This window comes from Nonomuraea endophytica (genome assembly GCF_014203235.1).
In the GTDB taxonomy this organism is placed as follows: Bacteria; Actinomycetota; Actinomycetes; order Streptosporangiales; family Streptosporangiaceae; genus Nonomuraea; species Nonomuraea endophytica.
On sequence record NZ_JACHIN010000004.1, the window covers coordinates 274,343 to 290,165 of the forward strand.

Genomic DNA, 15,823 nt, shown 5'->3' on the forward strand with positions numbered 1-15,823 from the left:
CGTGAACGTGCAAGAAGCGCGCCAGGCGGCGGCGCGCTGGGTGGCGGGGATCGAGTGCGAGGGAGCGTTCCTCAGCGGGTCGGCGACCTGGCTCGCCCGCGACGACGACCTGCCGCCTGCCTCCGACGTGGACGTCTTCGTCCTCGTCGGTGAGGAGCGCCGCAAGCTCGGCAAGTTCCGTTTCGAGGGCGCCCTGCTGGAGGCCACCTACCTCACGTGGGAGCGGATTCCGTCGGCCGCGGCGATCCTCGGCGACTACCACCTGGCCGGGGCGTTCAAGGACGACAACGTGCTGGCCGACCCCACCGGGCGGCTGCGCGAGCTGCAGGCCGCCGTGGCGCCCGCCTGGACCGAGCCGCGCTGGGTGCGCGAACGCTGCGAGCACGCCGAGAGCGGCATCCTCAAGGGGCTGGCGGCCATGGACGAGGCGCAGCCGTACCCGATGAAGGTGTTGCGGTTGTTGTTCGCGACGGGCGTCACCACGCACGTGCTGCTCACGGCGGGGCTGCGCAACCCGACGGTGCGGCTGCGCTATCCGGCGGTGCGCATCATGCTCATGCCGTACGGCCGCGCCGCGCTCTACGAGCGGTTGCTGGAGCTGCTGGGCAGCGAGCACCTGGCCCCTGGACGGGTCGAGCGGCACCTGGCGGCGATGACCAGGGTGTTCGACCAGGCGGCCCGGGTGGAGGGCTCGCCGTACTCCTTCGCCTCGGACATCTCCCCGCAGGCCAGGCACATCGCCGTCGACGGCAGCCGGGAGCTGATCGAGCGCGGGCTGCACCGCGAGGCGATGTTCTGGATCGCCGTCACCTACGCGCGCAGCCTGCTCGTCCTGGGCGGCGACAGCCCCGGCTTCCACGAGATGCTCGCCGACCTGCGGCTCGGGTCGCCGGAGGAACGCGCGGACCAGGTGCGCGCGTTCCTGCCGAGGCTGCGGCGGGCGGCCGAGGGGATCATCGGGCGCCGAGGCGGCGCCGGGCCTCCTCCAGCTGACGCATGACGGCGAGGCTGTCGTCCAGCGGCATGACCGCGCTCTCGGTGCGGCCTTCGGCGACGGCGCGGGCGACCTCGCGGACCTCGCCTCGGTAACCGTTCTCCTCCGGGTCCAGCACGTGCTCCTCCGGCTCGGCGCCCGGCCTGGTCAGCACGATCCGGCGGGGCGCCCAGAACGCGGCCGGGATGTCGGCGCGCATCTCGGTGCCGATCACCGTGGCGTTGTTGGGGTGCGGGCTGAGCAGCGAGGTGTCCAGCAGCGCCCGGCGGCCGCCCTCGTAGGCGAGCAGCACGCCCGCCTCCGCGTCCACGCCGGAGGGGCCGAGCGAGCCGGTCACGTGCATGTCCACCGGCGTGCCGAGCAACAACTGGGCCAGCGCGAACGGGTAGACGCCCAGGTCGAGCAGGGCGCCCCCGCCCAGGGCCGGATCCCAGAGGCGGTGGGCCGGGTCGTAGGGCTGCGGGAAGCCGAACGCCGCCTGCACCCCGCGGATCTCACCGAAGCGCTCGTCGGCGGCGATCATCTGGATGAGCGGGTTGAACCGCATCCACATGGCTTCCATCAGGAACACCCCGGCCTCGCGGGCGAGGGCGACCATGCGCTCGGCCTCGTCCAGGCGGGCGGTGAGCGGCTTCTCGCACAGCACGGCCTTGCCGTGGGCGATGGCCGCGGCGGCGACCTCCAGGTGCTGGGCGTGCGGGGTGGCGACGAAGACCGCGTCCACCTCGTCGGCGGCGCACAGCTCCGCGTAGGAGCCGAAGGCGAGCTCGGCGTCCAGTTCCTGGGCCAGGACGGCGGCGCGTTCCTTCGACCGCGAGCCCACGGCCGACACGCGCATGCCCGGCTCGGCGGCGATGACCATGCCGACGGTACGCGCGATTCCGCCGGTGGCGGCGATACCCCATCTCATTCGGACACCTGCATCCTGAAGTCGTAACGGCTGGGCAGCGGGTTCTCCCGGCGTGCCCGTTCTGCGAGCTCCGGCGTGACCGGGCCGGTGCCGGACAGGCGGCGCTCGTGGTAGGCGAACCAGACGGCGTCCAGGGATATCTCACCTTCGCGAAGGTTGTCCACTTCGATGCCGCTGGTGAGAACCTGCCCGGCACGTTCCAGGTCACCCGCGTCCAGGGCGGCCTGCGTCTCGATCAGCTGGACCCTGCCACGGGAACGCTGCCCGGCGGGAAGCCCGTCGATCAGCGCCAGCGCGTCGGCCGGGCGTCCGGCGGCGAGCAGCGCGTGCAGGGTCTCGACGGCGAGCTCCGGCACCCGCGGCGCCAGAGCACATGCCTCGACCAGCAGTTCAGCCACCTCAGCCCGCGCACCGTCCGTTTCCAGGCGCACGCCCCCGTCTGTTTCATGCCGCGGGCTTTCGTCTTCATGCCGCGGGCTTTCGCCTGTTTCCAGGCGGAGGCTTTCGGCCAGGCAGCGCAGGGTCCATGGGGTGCGGCGCAGGGACAGGGACTCCTTCCACGCCGTGCGGGCGCCCTCGGTGTCACCGTCGGCGTAGCGGGCCAGGCCCAGGTGGTAGCGGGCGTGCCAGTCGGCGGGGTGCGCCTCCAGCAGCGCCCGCCATCTCGGCCCGGTCACCGGCGCCGCGGGCGGATCGCCGACCGGCAGCCTGCCGCTCGCCAGCAGCTCGGCCCAAGGAGCCTGCTCCTCCCCCATCTCCCCGTACGGCAGGCCGTCCAGCTCGGGCAGCGCCCCGGCGGCGGCCTCCAGCGCGGCCCACCCGGACCCGTGGGCCAGCCGTACCGCCTGCCCGGAGAAGCCCTCGGCCTGCTCCTCCAGCGCCTCCCGGGGAACGAGCCGCTCCAGCGCCTCCGACACCGCCGAACGCGCCTCGTCCCAGGTCCCGTGCACCCGGTCGGGGTCGGCTTCCAGGAGCCCGTACGCCTCCACCCAGGACCACGACGTGTTGCCCGGCATCGGCACGTGCTCAAGCTGGGTACGCGCCAGCCCCGCCTGGATCTCCAGATAGCGTGAGCCCGGCCCGCTCAGCCACTCCTGCCAGCGCCGCCCGCCGGGACCGGTGCCCCAGTGGAACAGTTTGCGCCCGCGCAGCAGGTCGGTCGAGGTCTGGACCAGGCCACGGCCCTCGGTGTCGAGCGCGGCGATCCAGCGCCGCTCCCCGGAGGGGATCTCGAAGAAGTAGTCGGCCGAGCGCGGCACGTCGTCGGTGTAGCTGCGGTCGATGCCGTCCAGCACCGGGAAGCCGACCACGCGCAGCTCGGCGGTGTAGTCGAAGTGGTGGGCCCGGTCCGCGGGCGCCACCACCCGCACACCGGGCCCCTCGGGGACGGCGATGTTGGACCACCAGTAGACCGGCGCCTCGGCGGGCGCAGGGTTGCGGATGGTGACCCGGACGAACAGCACCGGCGAGTCCTCCGGCAGCCACGCGTCGATCTGCAGCAGCAGGCGGCGCATCCGCTCGAACTCATACAGCCGCACCATCGGCGTCCCGTCCGCCCTGGTCAGGCGGACGGCGTGCAGAGGCGAGCAGGTCAGGGGCCAGTGGCCGGTGGCGCCGAGGTTCCACTCGACGCCACCGGCCAGCCAGGCATCACGCAGGGCCAGGTTGGCGGGCTGCAGGATCGGGTTGCGGTGCAGCAGCTCCCGGCCGCTCGGGCGGTGCTCCAGTGACCAGAGCCGCCCGCCGTACCCTGGCAGGAAAGTGGCGGTGAGCTGGGAGTTCTCGAGGACCACCACGGGCAGCTCGCGCTCGTGGCGGGTGCGCGAGTAGCCGTCCTGCGGCGTGTACGGCAGCAGCGAGTACGGCTGGCCGTACCCGATCTGCGCGGTCATCTCGGGATCGGCGCCGGTGATGCCGGGCCTGACCCGGGTTCCGTGCAGGATCGGCAGCGGGCCGTCCTGGGGCGGCTCGGTCGCGGGCAGGCGCAGCGTGCCGCCGCGCAGGGTGCTGGTCATGTGGTGGTCCCCGAGTGGGTGGATCGTCAGTTGCAGGTCGTGAGCTGGTGCATGCCGATGTCGGGCGTGCAGGTGACCGGGTTGCCGAAGTGGTCGCGGCCGCCGTTGGCCGCGATCTCCCGGCCCTTCTGGAGTGCGGGCGAGCCCTGCTGGAGCTTGTGCTCGCCGGTCAGGAGCGGGTCGCCGGTGACGGTGCCGGTCGCACCGTCCGGTACGGCGACGCCGTTCAGGAGGTTGTTCTCCAGCTTGTATCCGCCGGAGCGCAGGTTGAACACGGCCTTGCCGGAGCCCCTGGTCACCACGATGTTGTTGGCGAACAGCACGTTGCGCCGATTGGCGTTGTTCTCGTTGATGACGGTCTGGGTGACGCCGTCGCCGATCACGAACGTGTTGTTGTAGATCGCGGCGCTCTCGATGCCGCCACTGCAGTTCTCCACGCCGCGGAAGTGGTCGTTGACGCTGAGGTTGTAGCGGACGACCGCGTCCTTGATCTTCCCGGCGGCGTTGCACAGCAGCAGGAAGCCGCCCTGGTTGTCGTGGCTGCGGTTGTACTGGAAGACGGTGCCGAAGCCGTTCTCGTCCACGTCGAAGCTCATGCCGTCGCGGGTGGTCTCGCCGCCGCTGACCTCGTTGAACTGGATGACCACGTTGTCGGAGTTGTGGGTCCAGAGGCCGACGCTGTAGCCCTGGGAGCGGCGCTGGAAGCCGTGCACGCGGTTGTGCTCGGCCAGGGCGCCGGTGACGCTGCCCAGCACGATGCCGTCGCCGCCGACATCGGTCACGGTGTTGCGCTCGACCTTCACTCCCGTCCAGGGCACGTGGCGGTTGCCCGGTTCCCTGCCCCAGCCGGAGAGGTTCCAGGTGGAGAAGAGGAAGATGCCGGAGCGGTCGACGCTCCTGACCGTGTTGCCGGTGATCAGGACGTCGTCGAAGAGCGTGGGGGTGGTGTTGCCCTCGACCCACATGGTGATGCCGGCCGAGCCGTACTCGTCCTTGGAGTCGTCGCCGTTGACGTCGTGCACGTCGAGGCCGCGCAGCACGATGTGCCGGAGGGTGCCGGCGTCGCGGGCGCTGACCCGCACGCCGCGGCGCTTGCCCGCGGTGGCGCCGGTGTTGGCGACGTCGAGGTTGGCGATCTCCCAGTGCTGCTGGTTGTGCAGCCTGACCGCGTCGTCCACGCCGCCGCCCTGGATGCGGGGCTTGGCGCCGCGGCCGTAGGCGTCGATGCGGATCGGCGCGCCGGACCGGCCCGAGCCCTGCGGGGCGAGGGCGCCGGTGCAGGTGGAGCCGCGCTTGAACAGCACACGGTCGCCGGGGCGCAGGGCCAGGGCGTTGACCTGGGCGAGGGTGTTGAGTGGATGGCCGACGGTGCCCTTGGGGGCCTTACGCGACTGACAGTCGACGTGAACGGCACGACCATGGTCATACCCGTACGTGCCGGGGGTGGGTTGGGCCAGTGCGGGTGTGGCGGTGAGGCCGACCAGCACAAAACCGACAAGCAGAGCTTTCACGCGAAAAATCTCCCTATTTACCGATGCCAACGGTCATGCCCTGGATGATGCGGGTGCCCAGCCACGAGAACAGCGCGACCATGGGGGCGAGGATGATGCAGATGCCGGCGAACATGGTCCCCCAGTCGCGCCCGGCGTATTGCTGGAGGCCGACGAAGTTGACCAGGGCCACCGGCAGGGTGATCTTGTCGTCGCTGGTCATGAGCGCGATCGCGAACAACGTCTCGTTCCACGCGCCGATGAACTGCAGCAGGAACGCGGTGATCAGCCCGCCCCGCGCGACCGGCAGCACGACCTTGACGAAGGCGCGCAGCCCGGAGGCCCCGTCGATGGCCGCCGCCTCCTCCAGCACCACGGGGATGCCGGCGAAGAACCCGGTCAGCAGATAGACGGTGAACGGCATGGCCAGCCCGATGTAGACGACGGTCAGCCCGATGAAGCTGTCGGTCAGCTCGACCGCGGCCAGACCGACGAACAACGGCACCAGCAGCACCTGCCCCGGCACCCCGAGGCCGAGCGCGAAGGTCATGGTCAGCGCGTTCGAGGTCCTGGTACGGCGGCGCGCGAGCGCGTAAGCGGCGGGCGCGGCCAGCGCGACGGCGACCAGCGACGAGACGGCGGCGACCCCGACGCTGTTGATCGCGGCGCCGCTGAAGCCGCCGTCGGCCCAGGCCTTGGCCCAGTTGCCGCCCTGCGGCGGCACCGGCAGCCCGAACGGCTCGTTGAAGATCGACTGGGTGTCGCGCAGCGAGGTGACGAAGATCCAGGCCAGCAGTGCCAGGTCGGCGACGACCAGGAGCCAGACGATCGTGTGCCCGATCCGTCTCACAGCGACACCCGCTCCCTGCGCATCATCCGCCGCAGGATCAGCACGAACACGCCGACCATGATCAGGCTGACGACGGCAGCCGCGGCGGCCAGGCCCAGCTTGGGCACGGAGCTGCCGGGGAAGGCGGAGTAGTAGACGTACATGGCCGTGGTCCAGGTCTGGATGGGCGCGCTGCTGACGGTGGCGCCGCCGCCGAACAGCAGCACGATCTCGAAGACCTTCACCGAGCTGACCGTCCACAGCACCGCGCAGACGCTGACGACCTCCCACGACAGCGGCAGCGTGACGTGCCGGAAGCGCTGCCAGGCGTTGGCGCCCTCGAGCTCGGCGGCCTCGTAGAGGTAGGTCGGGATCTGGTCGACGGCGGCCATGATGATCGTGGTGTAGTAGCCGGTGGCCGTCCACACGATGGTGGCGATGATCATCGCGGGCAGGTTGTCGATCGACAGCCACTTGGGCACCGCGTCGATGCCGAGCAGGTTCAGCATCTTGTTGACCGGCCCGGTCGGCCCGAAAAGGAACCCGGCCGCGATCCCGAAGACAAGGGCGTTGACCAGGCACGGGAAGAAGAGCACCGAGCGGGCGAACATCTTGCCGGCCATCTCACGCAGTGCCAGCGTGAGCAGGAAGCTGATCGCGAAGGTGGCGACACCGCCCACGACCAGGATCTTCACGGTGTTGGTCACCGCGTAGTGGAAGGCCTGGTCGTCCAGCAGCGTCTGGTAGTTGCCCAGGCCGCGCCACTGCATGGCGCCCATGCCGTCCCACTTGTACAGGCTCGTCCAGGCGGCGTAGGCGATCGGGGCCAGGAACAGCAGGGCGTAGAAGGCCAGCGCCGGGCCGACGAACGGCCAGAACAGGCGGCTGGCCTGCCGTTCCAGCGGGCCCCCGCGGGCCGCGCGGGCCCGCCGGGGTGCGGCCGTGGAGGTGACCGCCACTAGCCGTTGGCCTTCCAGTAGGCGAGGTGGCCTTCCTTGGCCTTGGTGATGAACTGCTCGGCCGTGGCCTTGCCCAGCCACAGCTCGCTGAAGGCGGGGAAGAGCGCCTTGTCGAGGTAGTCGCCGGAGACGCCGTCGATGGGCAGGCGGCTCGGGCTGTCGGTGAGCAGCTTCTGCGCGTCGAGCAGTTCCTCGGGGGCGGGCACGTCGGCGCGCGGGGTGATGTTCTTCGCCTCGGTCGAGATGCCGGAGATGTTGTCCTTCTTCAGGAAGTAGGCGATGAACTTCTGCGCGGGCTCGGGGTTCTTGGCCCGCTTGGGGATGGCGAAGCCGAGCGGGATGATGTCGAGTTCGGTGTTGGCTCCCCCGGCAGTGGTGGGCACCGCGAACTCGCCGACCTTGAAGCCGCTGGCCAGGTTCTTCTGCGCCTCGCTGGGCACCCAGGTGCCGTCGAGGTGGAAGGCGGCCTTGCCGGTGGCCCAGTTGGTCTGCTGGGCGGGGTACTTGCTGGCGTCGTAGCCCTTGAGGATGTGGCCCGCCTTGACGAACGCCTCGATCCGCTTGGCCGTCTCCAGCACGCCCGGCTGGTCCCAGCCGGCGCCGGTCTTGTCGTTGACGATCTTGCCCATGGTGCCGGGGCCGTTGTCGCGGACCAGCAGGTAGTCCATGAACAGGAAGTTGGTCCAGGTGTTGTCGCCGTCGGAGGCGACGCACGCCTTGTCCTTCGCCTTGAGCGTCTCGCAGAGCTTGACGAAGTCGTCCCAGGTGGCGGGGGTCTTGGCCAGGTCGGCGTCGGCCTTGTTGTAGTAGAACATGGCCGAGTTCAGGACGTACGGGACGATCCAGCGGGTGACGCCGTCGGGGTCCTTCGGCATCGCGTCCAGGTACTTGGCGGGGATGACGTCAGAGACCTTCTTGCCCTCGCCGGGCACCTCGCTGTCGTAGACGGGGGTGAGGTCCCTGGCCTGGCCGGTCGAGGCGAGCAGCGAGCTGATCACGTCGAAGCCGTTCTCGACCAGGTCGGGCGCCTTGTTCGCGGCGATCGCCGGGCCGATCTTGGTGCGGATGTCGCGGCCCTGCCACTCGACCGTGACCTTGGTGCCGGTCTCCGCCTGGAACTTGTCGATCGCGGCCTTGATGACCTTGGCCTGCGGCTCGTTCTCCTTCCACATCGACCAGTAGGTGAACTGGCCGCCCTTCTCCTCGGTGGTGCCCTTGTCGCCGCCGCAGGCGGTCAGCGCCAGGGCGGCCACGACACCGGCCGCCAGGACCTTGGGTGCGCGCATATCGGTTCACCTTTCGCGATTACCTGTTGCGGCACCCTAGAACCGCCTCAAAGCGCCAAACAAGGCAGTACATGCAACGCTTTGATCACATCGTGCACTAAGCGACGATTTTTGCGCACAAAGATGCACACTCCTGCAAGGAGTGCGAGAAAAGCTGCACTGGAGGTGTTGAAAGCCCTCAGGACGAGGAGATGGTCAGTACTGCTTGACGCTGTAGTCGTAGCGGCACGGCAGGCGCGAGGCGTGCGTGTGCGGCTGCCCGTGGTAGTCCCACCACAGGGCGTCGAGCGAGTCCTCGCCCTCGCGCAGGTCGTCGACGACCAGGCCGGTGTCGAGGATGCGCCGGGCCCTGGCCCGGTCCCCGCCGTCCAGGGCGGCCCGGCACTCCAGCAGCCGGATGCGCCCGTGCCAGCGGTCGGCCGGGCCCAGCTTGTCGATCAGCGCGAGCGCGTCGGCGGGGCGGCCGTCGGCCAGCAGCGCGGAGAGCGTCTCGATGGTCAGCGGGCGCAGCCTCGGCGAGAGCGCGTGCGCCTTCAGGTAGAGCCCGGCCGCCGGGCCCGGCTCCGGCTCCAGGACGGCCAGGTTGCGCAGCGCCCACGCGTTGGGCGCGCACTCCAGGGACTGCTCCCAGGCGACCCGCGCGCCGTCGCGGTCGCCGTCGTGGTAGAGGTTCACGCCCAGGTGGAACCGGGTGAACCAGGTCGGCTCCGCCGCCTCCAGCAGCGCCCGCCACTCGGGCCCGACGGTGTAGGAGGAGGGCGGCAGCGCCGGGGCCGGGGTCGGGATGGAGCCCTTGCGCACGAGCGAGAGCCACGACTGCTGGTCGCGGCCGATCGTGGCGTCGGCGAACGGCGTGGCGGGCAGGTTCAGCGCCCTGCTGCGCCGCTTGGCGAGCGCCCGGCGTTCGAGCGCGCCCCATCCGCTGCCGACGTGCAAAGTCTCATCGGGTACGGCTGCCGCCAGCCGTACCGCCTGCTCGTGCTCGGCCGCCAGCCGGTCACGGGGGATCAGCCGCTCGACCGCCTCGCCCGCGCGGACGGCGGCGGGCTCCCAGTCGCCGTGCGCGTCCTCGACCTCGGCCAGCCCGTAGGCCTCCGTCCAGGAGAAGGCCGAGCGGGGCGCGAGGCGGACGTGTTCGAGCTGGGTGCGCGCCAGGCCCGCCTGGATCTCCAGGTAGGGGCGGTCGGGGCCGGACAGCCAGTCCTGCCAGTTGCGCCCGGCGGGGCTGACGCCCCAGCGGAAGTGCTTGCGTCCGCGCAGCAGGTCGGTGGAGACCTGCGCCAGCCCGGCGCCGGACTCGTCGACGGCGGCGATCCAGCGGCGCTCGCCGTCGGGCAGTTCGTAGAAGAAGTCGGCGGCCTGCTCGTTGCGGCCCGGGTAGGACTGGTCGGAGTCCTGCCAGCGGGGCACCGGCACGCGGCGCAGCCGGCCATCGTAGGAGAAGTGGTAGGCCTGGCTCGCGGGGGCGAGCACGCGCGTGCCCGGGGTCTGCGGGACGGCGGCGTTCGACCACCAATAGACCGGTGCGTCCACGGGGAACGGGTTGTGCACGCGCACGTGCACGAGCAGCACCGGCGAGCCGGGCGGCAGGCACGCGTCGATCTGGTAGACCAGGCGCCGCAGCCGCTCCCATTCGTACATGCGCAGCACCGGCACGCCGTCCGGCCTGGTCACCCGGGCCGCGTGCAGCGGCGCGCAGGCCAGCGCCGTGTGGCCGAACGTGCCGAGGTTCCACTCCACTCCCCCGGCGAACCAGGCGTTGCGCAGGCCGAGGTTGGCCAGTTGCAGGTGCGGGGGCCGGTGCAGCAGTTCGCGGCCGGTCGGCTGGTGGACCAGAGAGCGCAGCCGCCCGCCGTACTCCAGGAGGAACTCCGCGCGCAGCACGCCGTTGTCGAGCACCGCCGTCTTCAGCTCCCGCTCGGCCCGCTCACGCCCGTAGCCGTCCTGAAAGGTGTACGGCAGCAGCGACCCGGCATGCCCATAGGCCAGCTGAGCGGCCATCTCGGCGTCGGCCGCGGTCGTCTCAAGGCCGCCGCGCGGGTCGGTCAGCGTGTGGAGGGGCGGCAGCGGGTTCTCCGGGCCGAGCGGCGAAACCGGGAGCCGGACAGAGGAGATGCTCAGCATTGCGGCATATCTTTGCACATATCGCGCATTAACTGCATGATTGGCCGGGTGAACCGGTACGAACGCTGGAACGTCCTGCTGGAGATGGTCGCCGAGGCCGGGCAGCTGGACGTCGTCGAGACCGCCGAGAAGCTCGACGTCTCCACCGCGACGATCAGGCGCGACTTCGACGAGCTGGCCGCGCAGCAGCTGCTCACCAGGACCCGCGGCGGCGCGATCGCGCACAGCGTCTCCTACGACCTGCCGCTGCGCTACAAGGTCGCCCAGCACGCGCCGGAGAAGCAGCGCATCGGCTCGGCCGCCGCCGCCCTGGTGCCCGAAGGCTCGACGGTCGGGCTCAACGGCGGCACCACGACGACCGAGGTGGCCCGCGCCCTGGCCACCCGCGACCTCGGCGGCGACCAGCGCGGCCCGGCGCTGACCGTGGTGACCAACGCCCTCAACATCGCCCACGAGCTGGTGGTACGCCCCCATCTGCACGTGGTCACGACCGGCGGCTCGGCCCGCGCCCAGTCGTACGAGCTGGTGGGCCCGGTGGCCACCGGCATGCTGGAACGCATCGCACTCGACGTGGCGGTGCTCGGCGTCGACGCCCTCGATGTGGACCACGGCGCCAGCGCGCACAACGAGGGCGAGGCCGCCATCAACCAGCTCATGGCCGCCAAGGCCCGCCAGGTGATCATCGTCGCGGACGGGTCGAAGCTGGGCAAGCGCGCCTTCTCCCGCATCTGCCCGCTGGCGCAGATCGACGTCCTGGTGACCGACTCGACCGCGCCCGCCGACCTCACCGCCCGGTTCGCGGAGTCCGGGGTGCGGATCGTTCAGGTGTGACCTCGGCGGGCTTGGCGCGTACGTGCATGCGCTCGCCCTGACGGCCGAACAGGCTGAGGATCTCCACCGGCCCGTCGCCCGCGCTGCCGAACCAGTGCGGCAGCCGGGTGTCGAACTCGGCCGCCTCCCCCGAGCCGAGCACGATGTCGTGGTCGGCCAGCACGAGGCGCAGCCGTCCCGACAGCACGTACATCCACTCGTAGCCCTCGTGCGTGCGCGGCTCGGGGACGCACTGGTCGGCGGGGATCACCATCTTGTAGGCCTGCAGCCCGCCGGGCTGGCGGGTCAGCGGCAGCACGGTGCGCCCGTTGACGGTGCGCGCCACCACCCTGACCCGGGGGTCGCCCACCTCCGGCGCGCCGACCAGTTCGTCCAGCGGGACCTGGTGGGCCTGGGCGATCGGCAGCAGCAGCTCCAGGCTGGGCCGGCGCTGGCCGGACTCCAGCCGTGACAGCGTGCTCTTGGAGATCCCCGTGGCCTCGGCCAGCGCGGAGAGCGTGACCCCGCGCTGGGTCCGCAGCCGCTTGAGCCGGGGCCCCACCTGGGCGATGACGTCTTCCATGCCCCTATTGTCCCGGATCCGGCAACCGACGTTGCCGTGCGGCCGGTGTTGCCGGGCGGCCGGTGTTGCCGGGCGGCCGGTGTTTCCGGGCGGCCGGTGTTTCCGGGCGGCCGGTGTTTCCGGGCGGCGGCCCCCGCGCGCCGCCCGGACGGCTAGGCGGCGAAGAAGTCCCGCATCGCCTGGGCGACCTGGGCCGGGGCGCTGTCGTTCGGCGCGTCGTGGGTGAGTCCGGGCAGTTCGACCAGCCGCGAGTCCGGGATGACGTCGTTCAGGACGGCCGCGGCATTCAGCAGGTACGCGGGCCCGCGCTCGCCGGTCAGCAGGAGGGTCTCGGCGGCCGTGTCCCGGTAGCGAAGGCCGTCGGAGTCGAGCCTCAGCACCTCCCGCATCTCGGCGGGCACCCTGGGCAGCACGTCCACGTACCCCTGGCGGCGCTCCCCGCGCAGCGTGAACGCGATCATGGTCTTGATCAGCCAGAGCGGCAGCTCACTGAACGGCCCCGCCACCTTCAGCCCCTTGACCTGCCGGGCCAGCGCCTCCAGCGTCCGGCCGTCGGCGACCGCCTGTTCAAAGGCCGGAAGCCAGTCCTGGGGCAGCCCTCCGTTGACCGACACGGCCGGCTCGTAGGCGGCCAGCTTCTCCACCGGGTGCCGTAACGCGGTCTCGAGCGCGACCAGCCCGCCGGAGCTGTGCCCGAACAGGCGCGTGGACCCGGTCTCCGCCATGACCGTGATGACGTCGTCGCAGACCCGGTCGATGCTGTAGCCGGCGAGGCGGGTGTCGCGGTCCAGGAGGTGCACGGTGAAGGAGTCGGCCAGATACCAGGCCAGCGCCCGGTATCCGCGCCCGGCCACCCGGCCGCCGCCGAGGACGACGATCCCGGGTCCGGTTCCGATGCTCTCGTAGCTGATCAGCGTCCCGTCCGCTGAGGCGAGCTTTGTCATGCGCGATCACCCACTCTGTCGGCGTATCGTGAGAGACGATATATCGCGTCTTGTGGGGCAGTCAAGATATATCGCGTCATCGGCACGCTCGCCGGATGCCAAGATGGACGGGATGACTGATGACCTGCCACGGGAGCGATCACGGCGGCGGGTGCTGGCAGGCGCGCTCGCGGGGGCGGCGGCGCTGACCGTTCTGGGAGTGGCCGCGCTGCGCCGCGACCCCGGTCCGACCGCGGGACCCGCCGAGCCCACCACGCCCGGCCCCGCCCCTTCCCCCAGTACCTCCGACGTGCCCACCTGGGTCGGGCCGACCGCGCCCGGCATCGAGACCGGCCTGTCGCTGGGGCAGCCGGGCGCGCTCGTGGCGATCGAGGAGTTCGGCGACTTCAAGTGTCCGAGCTGCCGCCGCTACGCCCGCGAGATCGCCCCGGCGCTCAAGACGAAGTACCTGGACACCGGCATCGCCCGCGTCTTCTGGCGCGACTACCCGATCAGGGGCCGCGACTCCACCCGCGCCGCGCACGCCGGCCGGGCCGCCGCCCGCCAGGGCCGCTTCTGGCCGTTCCACGACGTGCTCTACTCGGGCGAGGTGCCGCTGAGCGACTCCGGTCTGCGCGAGGCCGCCGACCGGGCCGGGCTCGACCTCGCGCGGTTCGAGCGTGACCGCAAGGATCCGTCGGTACGGCAGGCCGTACAGGCCGACCTCGAGTTCGCGCTCCAACTGGGCCTGCCCGGCACCCCCGCCTTCCTCATCAACGGCGAGCTGCTGTTCGGCGCCCAGCCGGTGGCCGCCTTCGAGAAGGCGATCGAGAAGGCCAGGCGGGCACGTTGACCCAGATCGGCTACGCCGCCGCGTTCCTGGGCGGCCTGTTCTCGCTGGTCAGCCCATGCGGCGCGATGCTCCTGCCGGCCTTCTTCTGCTACGCCTTCCCGACCGGCCGGGCGCTGGCGGGCAGGACGGCGCTGTTCTACGCCGGGTTGTGCGCGGTGCTGGTCCCGCTGGGCATGGGCTCGGCCCTGGTCAGCCGGATCTTCTACGGCCACCGCGAGCTGCTGATCACGGTGGCCGGGTGGGCGCTGATCGTGTTCGGCGTGCTGCAGATCGCCGGGCAGGGCTGGACGCTCGGGCCGGTCGAACGGCTGCGCGCCCGATTGAGCGGCGACTCGCCCTGGGCGGTGCTGGGGCTGGGCGCGGTCTCCGGGCTGGCCGGGTTCTGCGCGGGCCCGATCCTGGGCGCGGTGCTCACCGTGGCCGCGGCCTCGGGTGACGCGGTGCGGGGCGCGGTGCTGCTGGCCGTGTACGCGGCGGGGATGGCGGCGCCGCTGCTGCTGCTCGCCCTGCTGTGGGAGCGCTACGACCTGGGGCGGCGCCGGTGGCTGCGTGGACGCGGTGTCGAGCTGGGGCCGGTCCTGATCGGCAGGCTGCGGATCGGCCCATGGCGCCTGCACACCACCTCCACGCTGTCGGGGCTGGTCTTCGTGGCGCTCGGCGTGGTGTTCCTGGTAACCGACGGCACCGCCGCCCTGGCCGGGCCGGTGCCGGAAGGCTTCGAGGACCGGGTCGGCGCGTGGGCGGCGGCCGTACCGGATCTGGCGCTGGTCGGAGCCGGAGCGGTGACACTCGTCGCGGCCACCATCTGGGGCCTGACCCGCACCCGCCGGCGACCAGACGGGGAACGCCTCAGCCAGGCCTCGGCCGACCAGGACGAGGACAGCTCAGGCTTGGGCTGACCAAGGCCAAGGCCACGAGCAGGACCAGGGCAGCTCGGGCTCAGGCTTGGGCTGACCAGGAGGTGGGCTGGGGGCCGGTTGGCAGGTCCACGCGGAAGCGGGGCAGCGACTCGGGGTGGTTCTCGCGCACGTATCCGACCAGGTGCTCGCGCACGTCGCACTTGAGGTCCCACGCCGAGGCCGAGTCGGCGGCGCTCATCAGCGCGCGCAGCTCCACCAGCCCGTTGGGCAGCACGTCGGTCACCTGGAGGGTCCAGTCCTTCTGGTCCCAGAGCGGGCTCTCCTGGATGAAGCGGTACAGCTCCTCGCGCAGGGCGTCAACCGGCACCGCCCAGTCCACCCGCAGGTGCACCACCGCCAGGACGCGGCTGCCGTGCCGGGTCCAGTTCTCGAAGGGGTTCGTGGTGAAGTACGACACCGGCAGCACCAGCCGCCGCTCGTCCCACAGCCGCAGGACGACGTAGGTGAGCGTGAGCTCCTCGATCCGGCCCCACTCGTTGTTGACCACGACCACGTCGTCCAGGCGCAGCGCGTCGCTGAAGGCCAGTTGCAGCCCGGCCAGCATGTTGCCGATCGTGGACTGGGCCGCGATGCCGACGATCGCGCCGGCTATGCCCGCCGAGGCGAGCAGACCGGCGCCGAGCGCGCGTACCTGCGGGAAGGAGAAGAGCATCGCGCCGAGCGCCACCACGATGATGACGGCGGTGGCGACCCGGCGGACCAGCGCGATCTGCGTCATGATCCGCCGGGCGCGGCGGTTGCGGTCGCCCTCGACCAGCACGAGGCGGTCGAGGATGACATCCGTGACGGCGTAGGCGGCGCCGACGATCAACCAGGTGACGCAGGCGATCGTGATCAGCCCGAGCACCCGGTCGACGCCCTCGCCGAGGGTCCGCTCCTGCGGCGTCCCGCCGAACATGGCGGGCACGAAGGCCACGTTGGCCGCGATGACCACGGCCGTGGCGAAGCCCGCCCAGGTGCAGTGCTCGACGAGATGCCGGGCCAGGCCCCACTTGGCGCCCGCCCTGGACAGCAGCCTGCGGGCCACCTCCACGACGATGATCGCCCCTGCCACCGAGAGGGCCAGGATCGCCCAGGTCGACACAGTCACTCCTCACCTGTCGCGAAAAATCACACTCCCCCTATGG

General features: G+C 71.4%; 14 protein-coding genes. 4 read left to right on the forward strand and 10 right to left on the reverse strand.

From position 1 onward, the window contains the following. Window position 1 precedes the first annotated feature (1 nt). Window positions 2–1,000, forward strand: a complete 999-nt coding sequence (locus HNR40_RS16860; RefSeq protein WP_184962218.1) for a hypothetical protein — start codon at window positions 2–4, stop codon at window positions 998–1,000. On the opposite strand, the gene HNR40_RS16865 is transcribed toward HNR40_RS16860, so the two are convergent. The 7 genes from HNR40_RS16865 to HNR40_RS16895 all read right to left on the reverse strand — a co-directional run bounded on the left by HNR40_RS16865 (window position 954) and on the right by HNR40_RS16895 (window position 10,607). Then, window positions 954–1,904 (reverse strand): Gfo/Idh/MocA family protein, encoded by a 951-nt coding sequence (locus HNR40_RS16865; protein ID WP_184962221.1) that lies wholly within the window; start codon window positions 1,902–1,904, stop codon window positions 954–956. The two genes, HNR40_RS16860 and HNR40_RS16865, sit on opposite strands and share 47 nt — an antisense overlap. After that, entirely contained in the window at window positions 1,901–3,919 is a 2,019-nt protein-coding gene (locus HNR40_RS16870; protein WP_184962223.1) for a DUF5107 domain-containing protein, read from the reverse strand. The genes HNR40_RS16865 and HNR40_RS16870 overlap by 4 nt, the downstream gene beginning before the upstream one ends. A gap of 26 nt (window positions 3,920–3,945) precedes the next feature. Further along, the gene (locus tag HNR40_RS16875) at window positions 3,946–5,430 is read right to left on the reverse strand and encodes a right-handed parallel beta-helix repeat-containing protein (RefSeq protein ID WP_184962225.1); all 1,485 of its coding nucleotides are present in this window, start codon (window positions 5,428–5,430) and stop codon (window positions 3,946–3,948) included. 13 nt (window positions 5,431–5,443) lie between these two features. Continuing rightward, window positions 5,444–6,259 carry a carbohydrate ABC transporter permease gene (locus HNR40_RS54605; RefSeq protein WP_184962226.1) on the reverse strand — a complete coding sequence of 272 codons (816 nt, stop codon included), beginning with the start codon at window positions 6,257–6,259 and terminating at the stop codon, window positions 5,444–5,446. Next, complete coding sequence (locus HNR40_RS16885) at window positions 6,256–7,197, reverse strand: carbohydrate ABC transporter permease (RefSeq protein WP_184962228.1); 942 nt, start codon at window positions 7,195–7,197, stop codon at window positions 6,256–6,258. The genes HNR40_RS54605 and HNR40_RS16885 overlap by 4 nt, the downstream gene beginning before the upstream one ends. Further along, a complete protein-coding gene (locus HNR40_RS16890; protein WP_184962230.1) occupies window positions 7,197–8,483 on the reverse strand; it encodes an ABC transporter substrate-binding protein in 1,287 nt (428 codons plus the stop codon). Before HNR40_RS16890 ends, HNR40_RS16885 begins: the two co-directional genes overlap by 1 nt. A gap of 195 nt (window positions 8,484–8,678) precedes the next feature. Continuing rightward, window positions 8,679–10,607: a DUF5107 domain-containing protein gene (locus HNR40_RS16895; RefSeq protein WP_184962232.1), complete on the reverse strand. Its 1,929-nt coding sequence runs from the start codon at window positions 10,605–10,607 to the stop codon at window positions 8,679–8,681. A 48-nt stretch (window positions 10,608–10,655) separates the two neighbouring features. On the opposite strand from HNR40_RS16895, the gene HNR40_RS16900 reads away from it, so the two are divergent. After that, window positions 10,656–11,438 (forward strand): DeoR/GlpR family DNA-binding transcription regulator, encoded by a 783-nt coding sequence (locus tag HNR40_RS16900; RefSeq protein ID WP_184962234.1) that lies wholly within the window; start codon window positions 10,656–10,658, stop codon window positions 11,436–11,438. On the opposite strand, the gene HNR40_RS16905 is transcribed toward HNR40_RS16900, so the two are convergent. Continuing rightward, complete coding sequence (locus tag HNR40_RS16905) at window positions 11,392–12,000, reverse strand: helix-turn-helix domain-containing protein (protein WP_184962236.1); 609 nt, start codon at window positions 11,998–12,000, stop codon at window positions 11,392–11,394. The genes HNR40_RS16900 and HNR40_RS16905 overlap by 47 nt on opposite strands. A 152-nt stretch (window positions 12,001–12,152) precedes the next feature. Then, complete coding sequence (locus tag HNR40_RS16910; RefSeq protein ID WP_184962238.1) at window positions 12,153–12,944, reverse strand: alpha/beta fold hydrolase; 792 nt, start codon at window positions 12,942–12,944, stop codon at window positions 12,153–12,155. 112 nt (window positions 12,945–13,056) lie between these two features. On the opposite strand from HNR40_RS16910, the gene HNR40_RS16915 reads away from it, so the two are divergent. Together HNR40_RS16915 and HNR40_RS16920 are read left to right on the forward strand one after the other, a co-directional pair. Further along, a complete protein-coding gene (locus HNR40_RS16915; RefSeq protein WP_184962240.1) occupies window positions 13,057–13,776 on the forward strand; it encodes a DsbA family protein in 720 nt (239 codons plus the stop codon). Next, window positions 13,773–14,675 carry a cytochrome c biogenesis CcdA family protein gene (locus HNR40_RS16920; protein WP_184962242.1) on the forward strand — a complete coding sequence of 301 codons (903 nt, stop codon included), beginning with the start codon at window positions 13,773–13,775 and terminating at the stop codon, window positions 14,673–14,675. The genes HNR40_RS16915 and HNR40_RS16920 overlap by 4 nt, the downstream gene beginning before the upstream one ends. Before the next feature lie 40 nt (window positions 14,676–14,715). Here HNR40_RS16920 and HNR40_RS16925 read toward each other — a convergent pair whose 3' ends face one another. After that, window positions 14,716–15,780, reverse strand: coding sequence for a mechanosensitive ion channel family protein (locus HNR40_RS16925; RefSeq protein WP_312896387.1), 1,065 nt, complete (start codon window positions 15,778–15,780; stop codon window positions 14,716–14,718). Between the last annotated feature and the right edge of the window lie 43 nt (window positions 15,781–15,823).

Excerpts from the sequence above, each read along its gene's own strand:
- HNR40_RS16865 (WP_184962221.1), bottom strand. The coding sequence starts at position 1,904 with ATGAGATGGGGTATCGCCGCCACCGGCGGAATCGCGCGTACCGTCGGC.
- HNR40_RS16870 (WP_184962223.1), bottom strand. The coding sequence starts at position 3,919 with ATGACCAGCACCCTGCGCGGCGGCACGCTGCGCCTGCCCGCGACCGAG.
- HNR40_RS16890 (WP_184962230.1), bottom strand. The coding sequence starts at position 8,483 with ATGCGCGCACCCAAGGTCCTGGCGGCCGGTGTCGTGGCCGCCCTGGCG.
- HNR40_RS16895 (WP_184962232.1), bottom strand. The coding sequence starts at position 10,607 with ATGCTGAGCATCTCCTCTGTCCGGCTCCCGGTTTCGCCGCTCGGCCCG.
- HNR40_RS16905 (WP_184962236.1), bottom strand. The coding sequence starts at position 12,000 with ATGGAAGACGTCATCGCCCAGGTGGGGCCCCGGCTCAAGCGGCTGCGG.
- HNR40_RS16910 (WP_184962238.1), bottom strand. The coding sequence starts at position 12,944 with ATGACAAAGCTCGCCTCAGCGGACGGGACGCTGATCAGCTACGAGAGC.
- HNR40_RS16915 (WP_184962240.1), top strand. The coding sequence starts at position 13,057 with ATGACTGATGACCTGCCACGGGAGCGATCACGGCGGCGGGTGCTGGCA.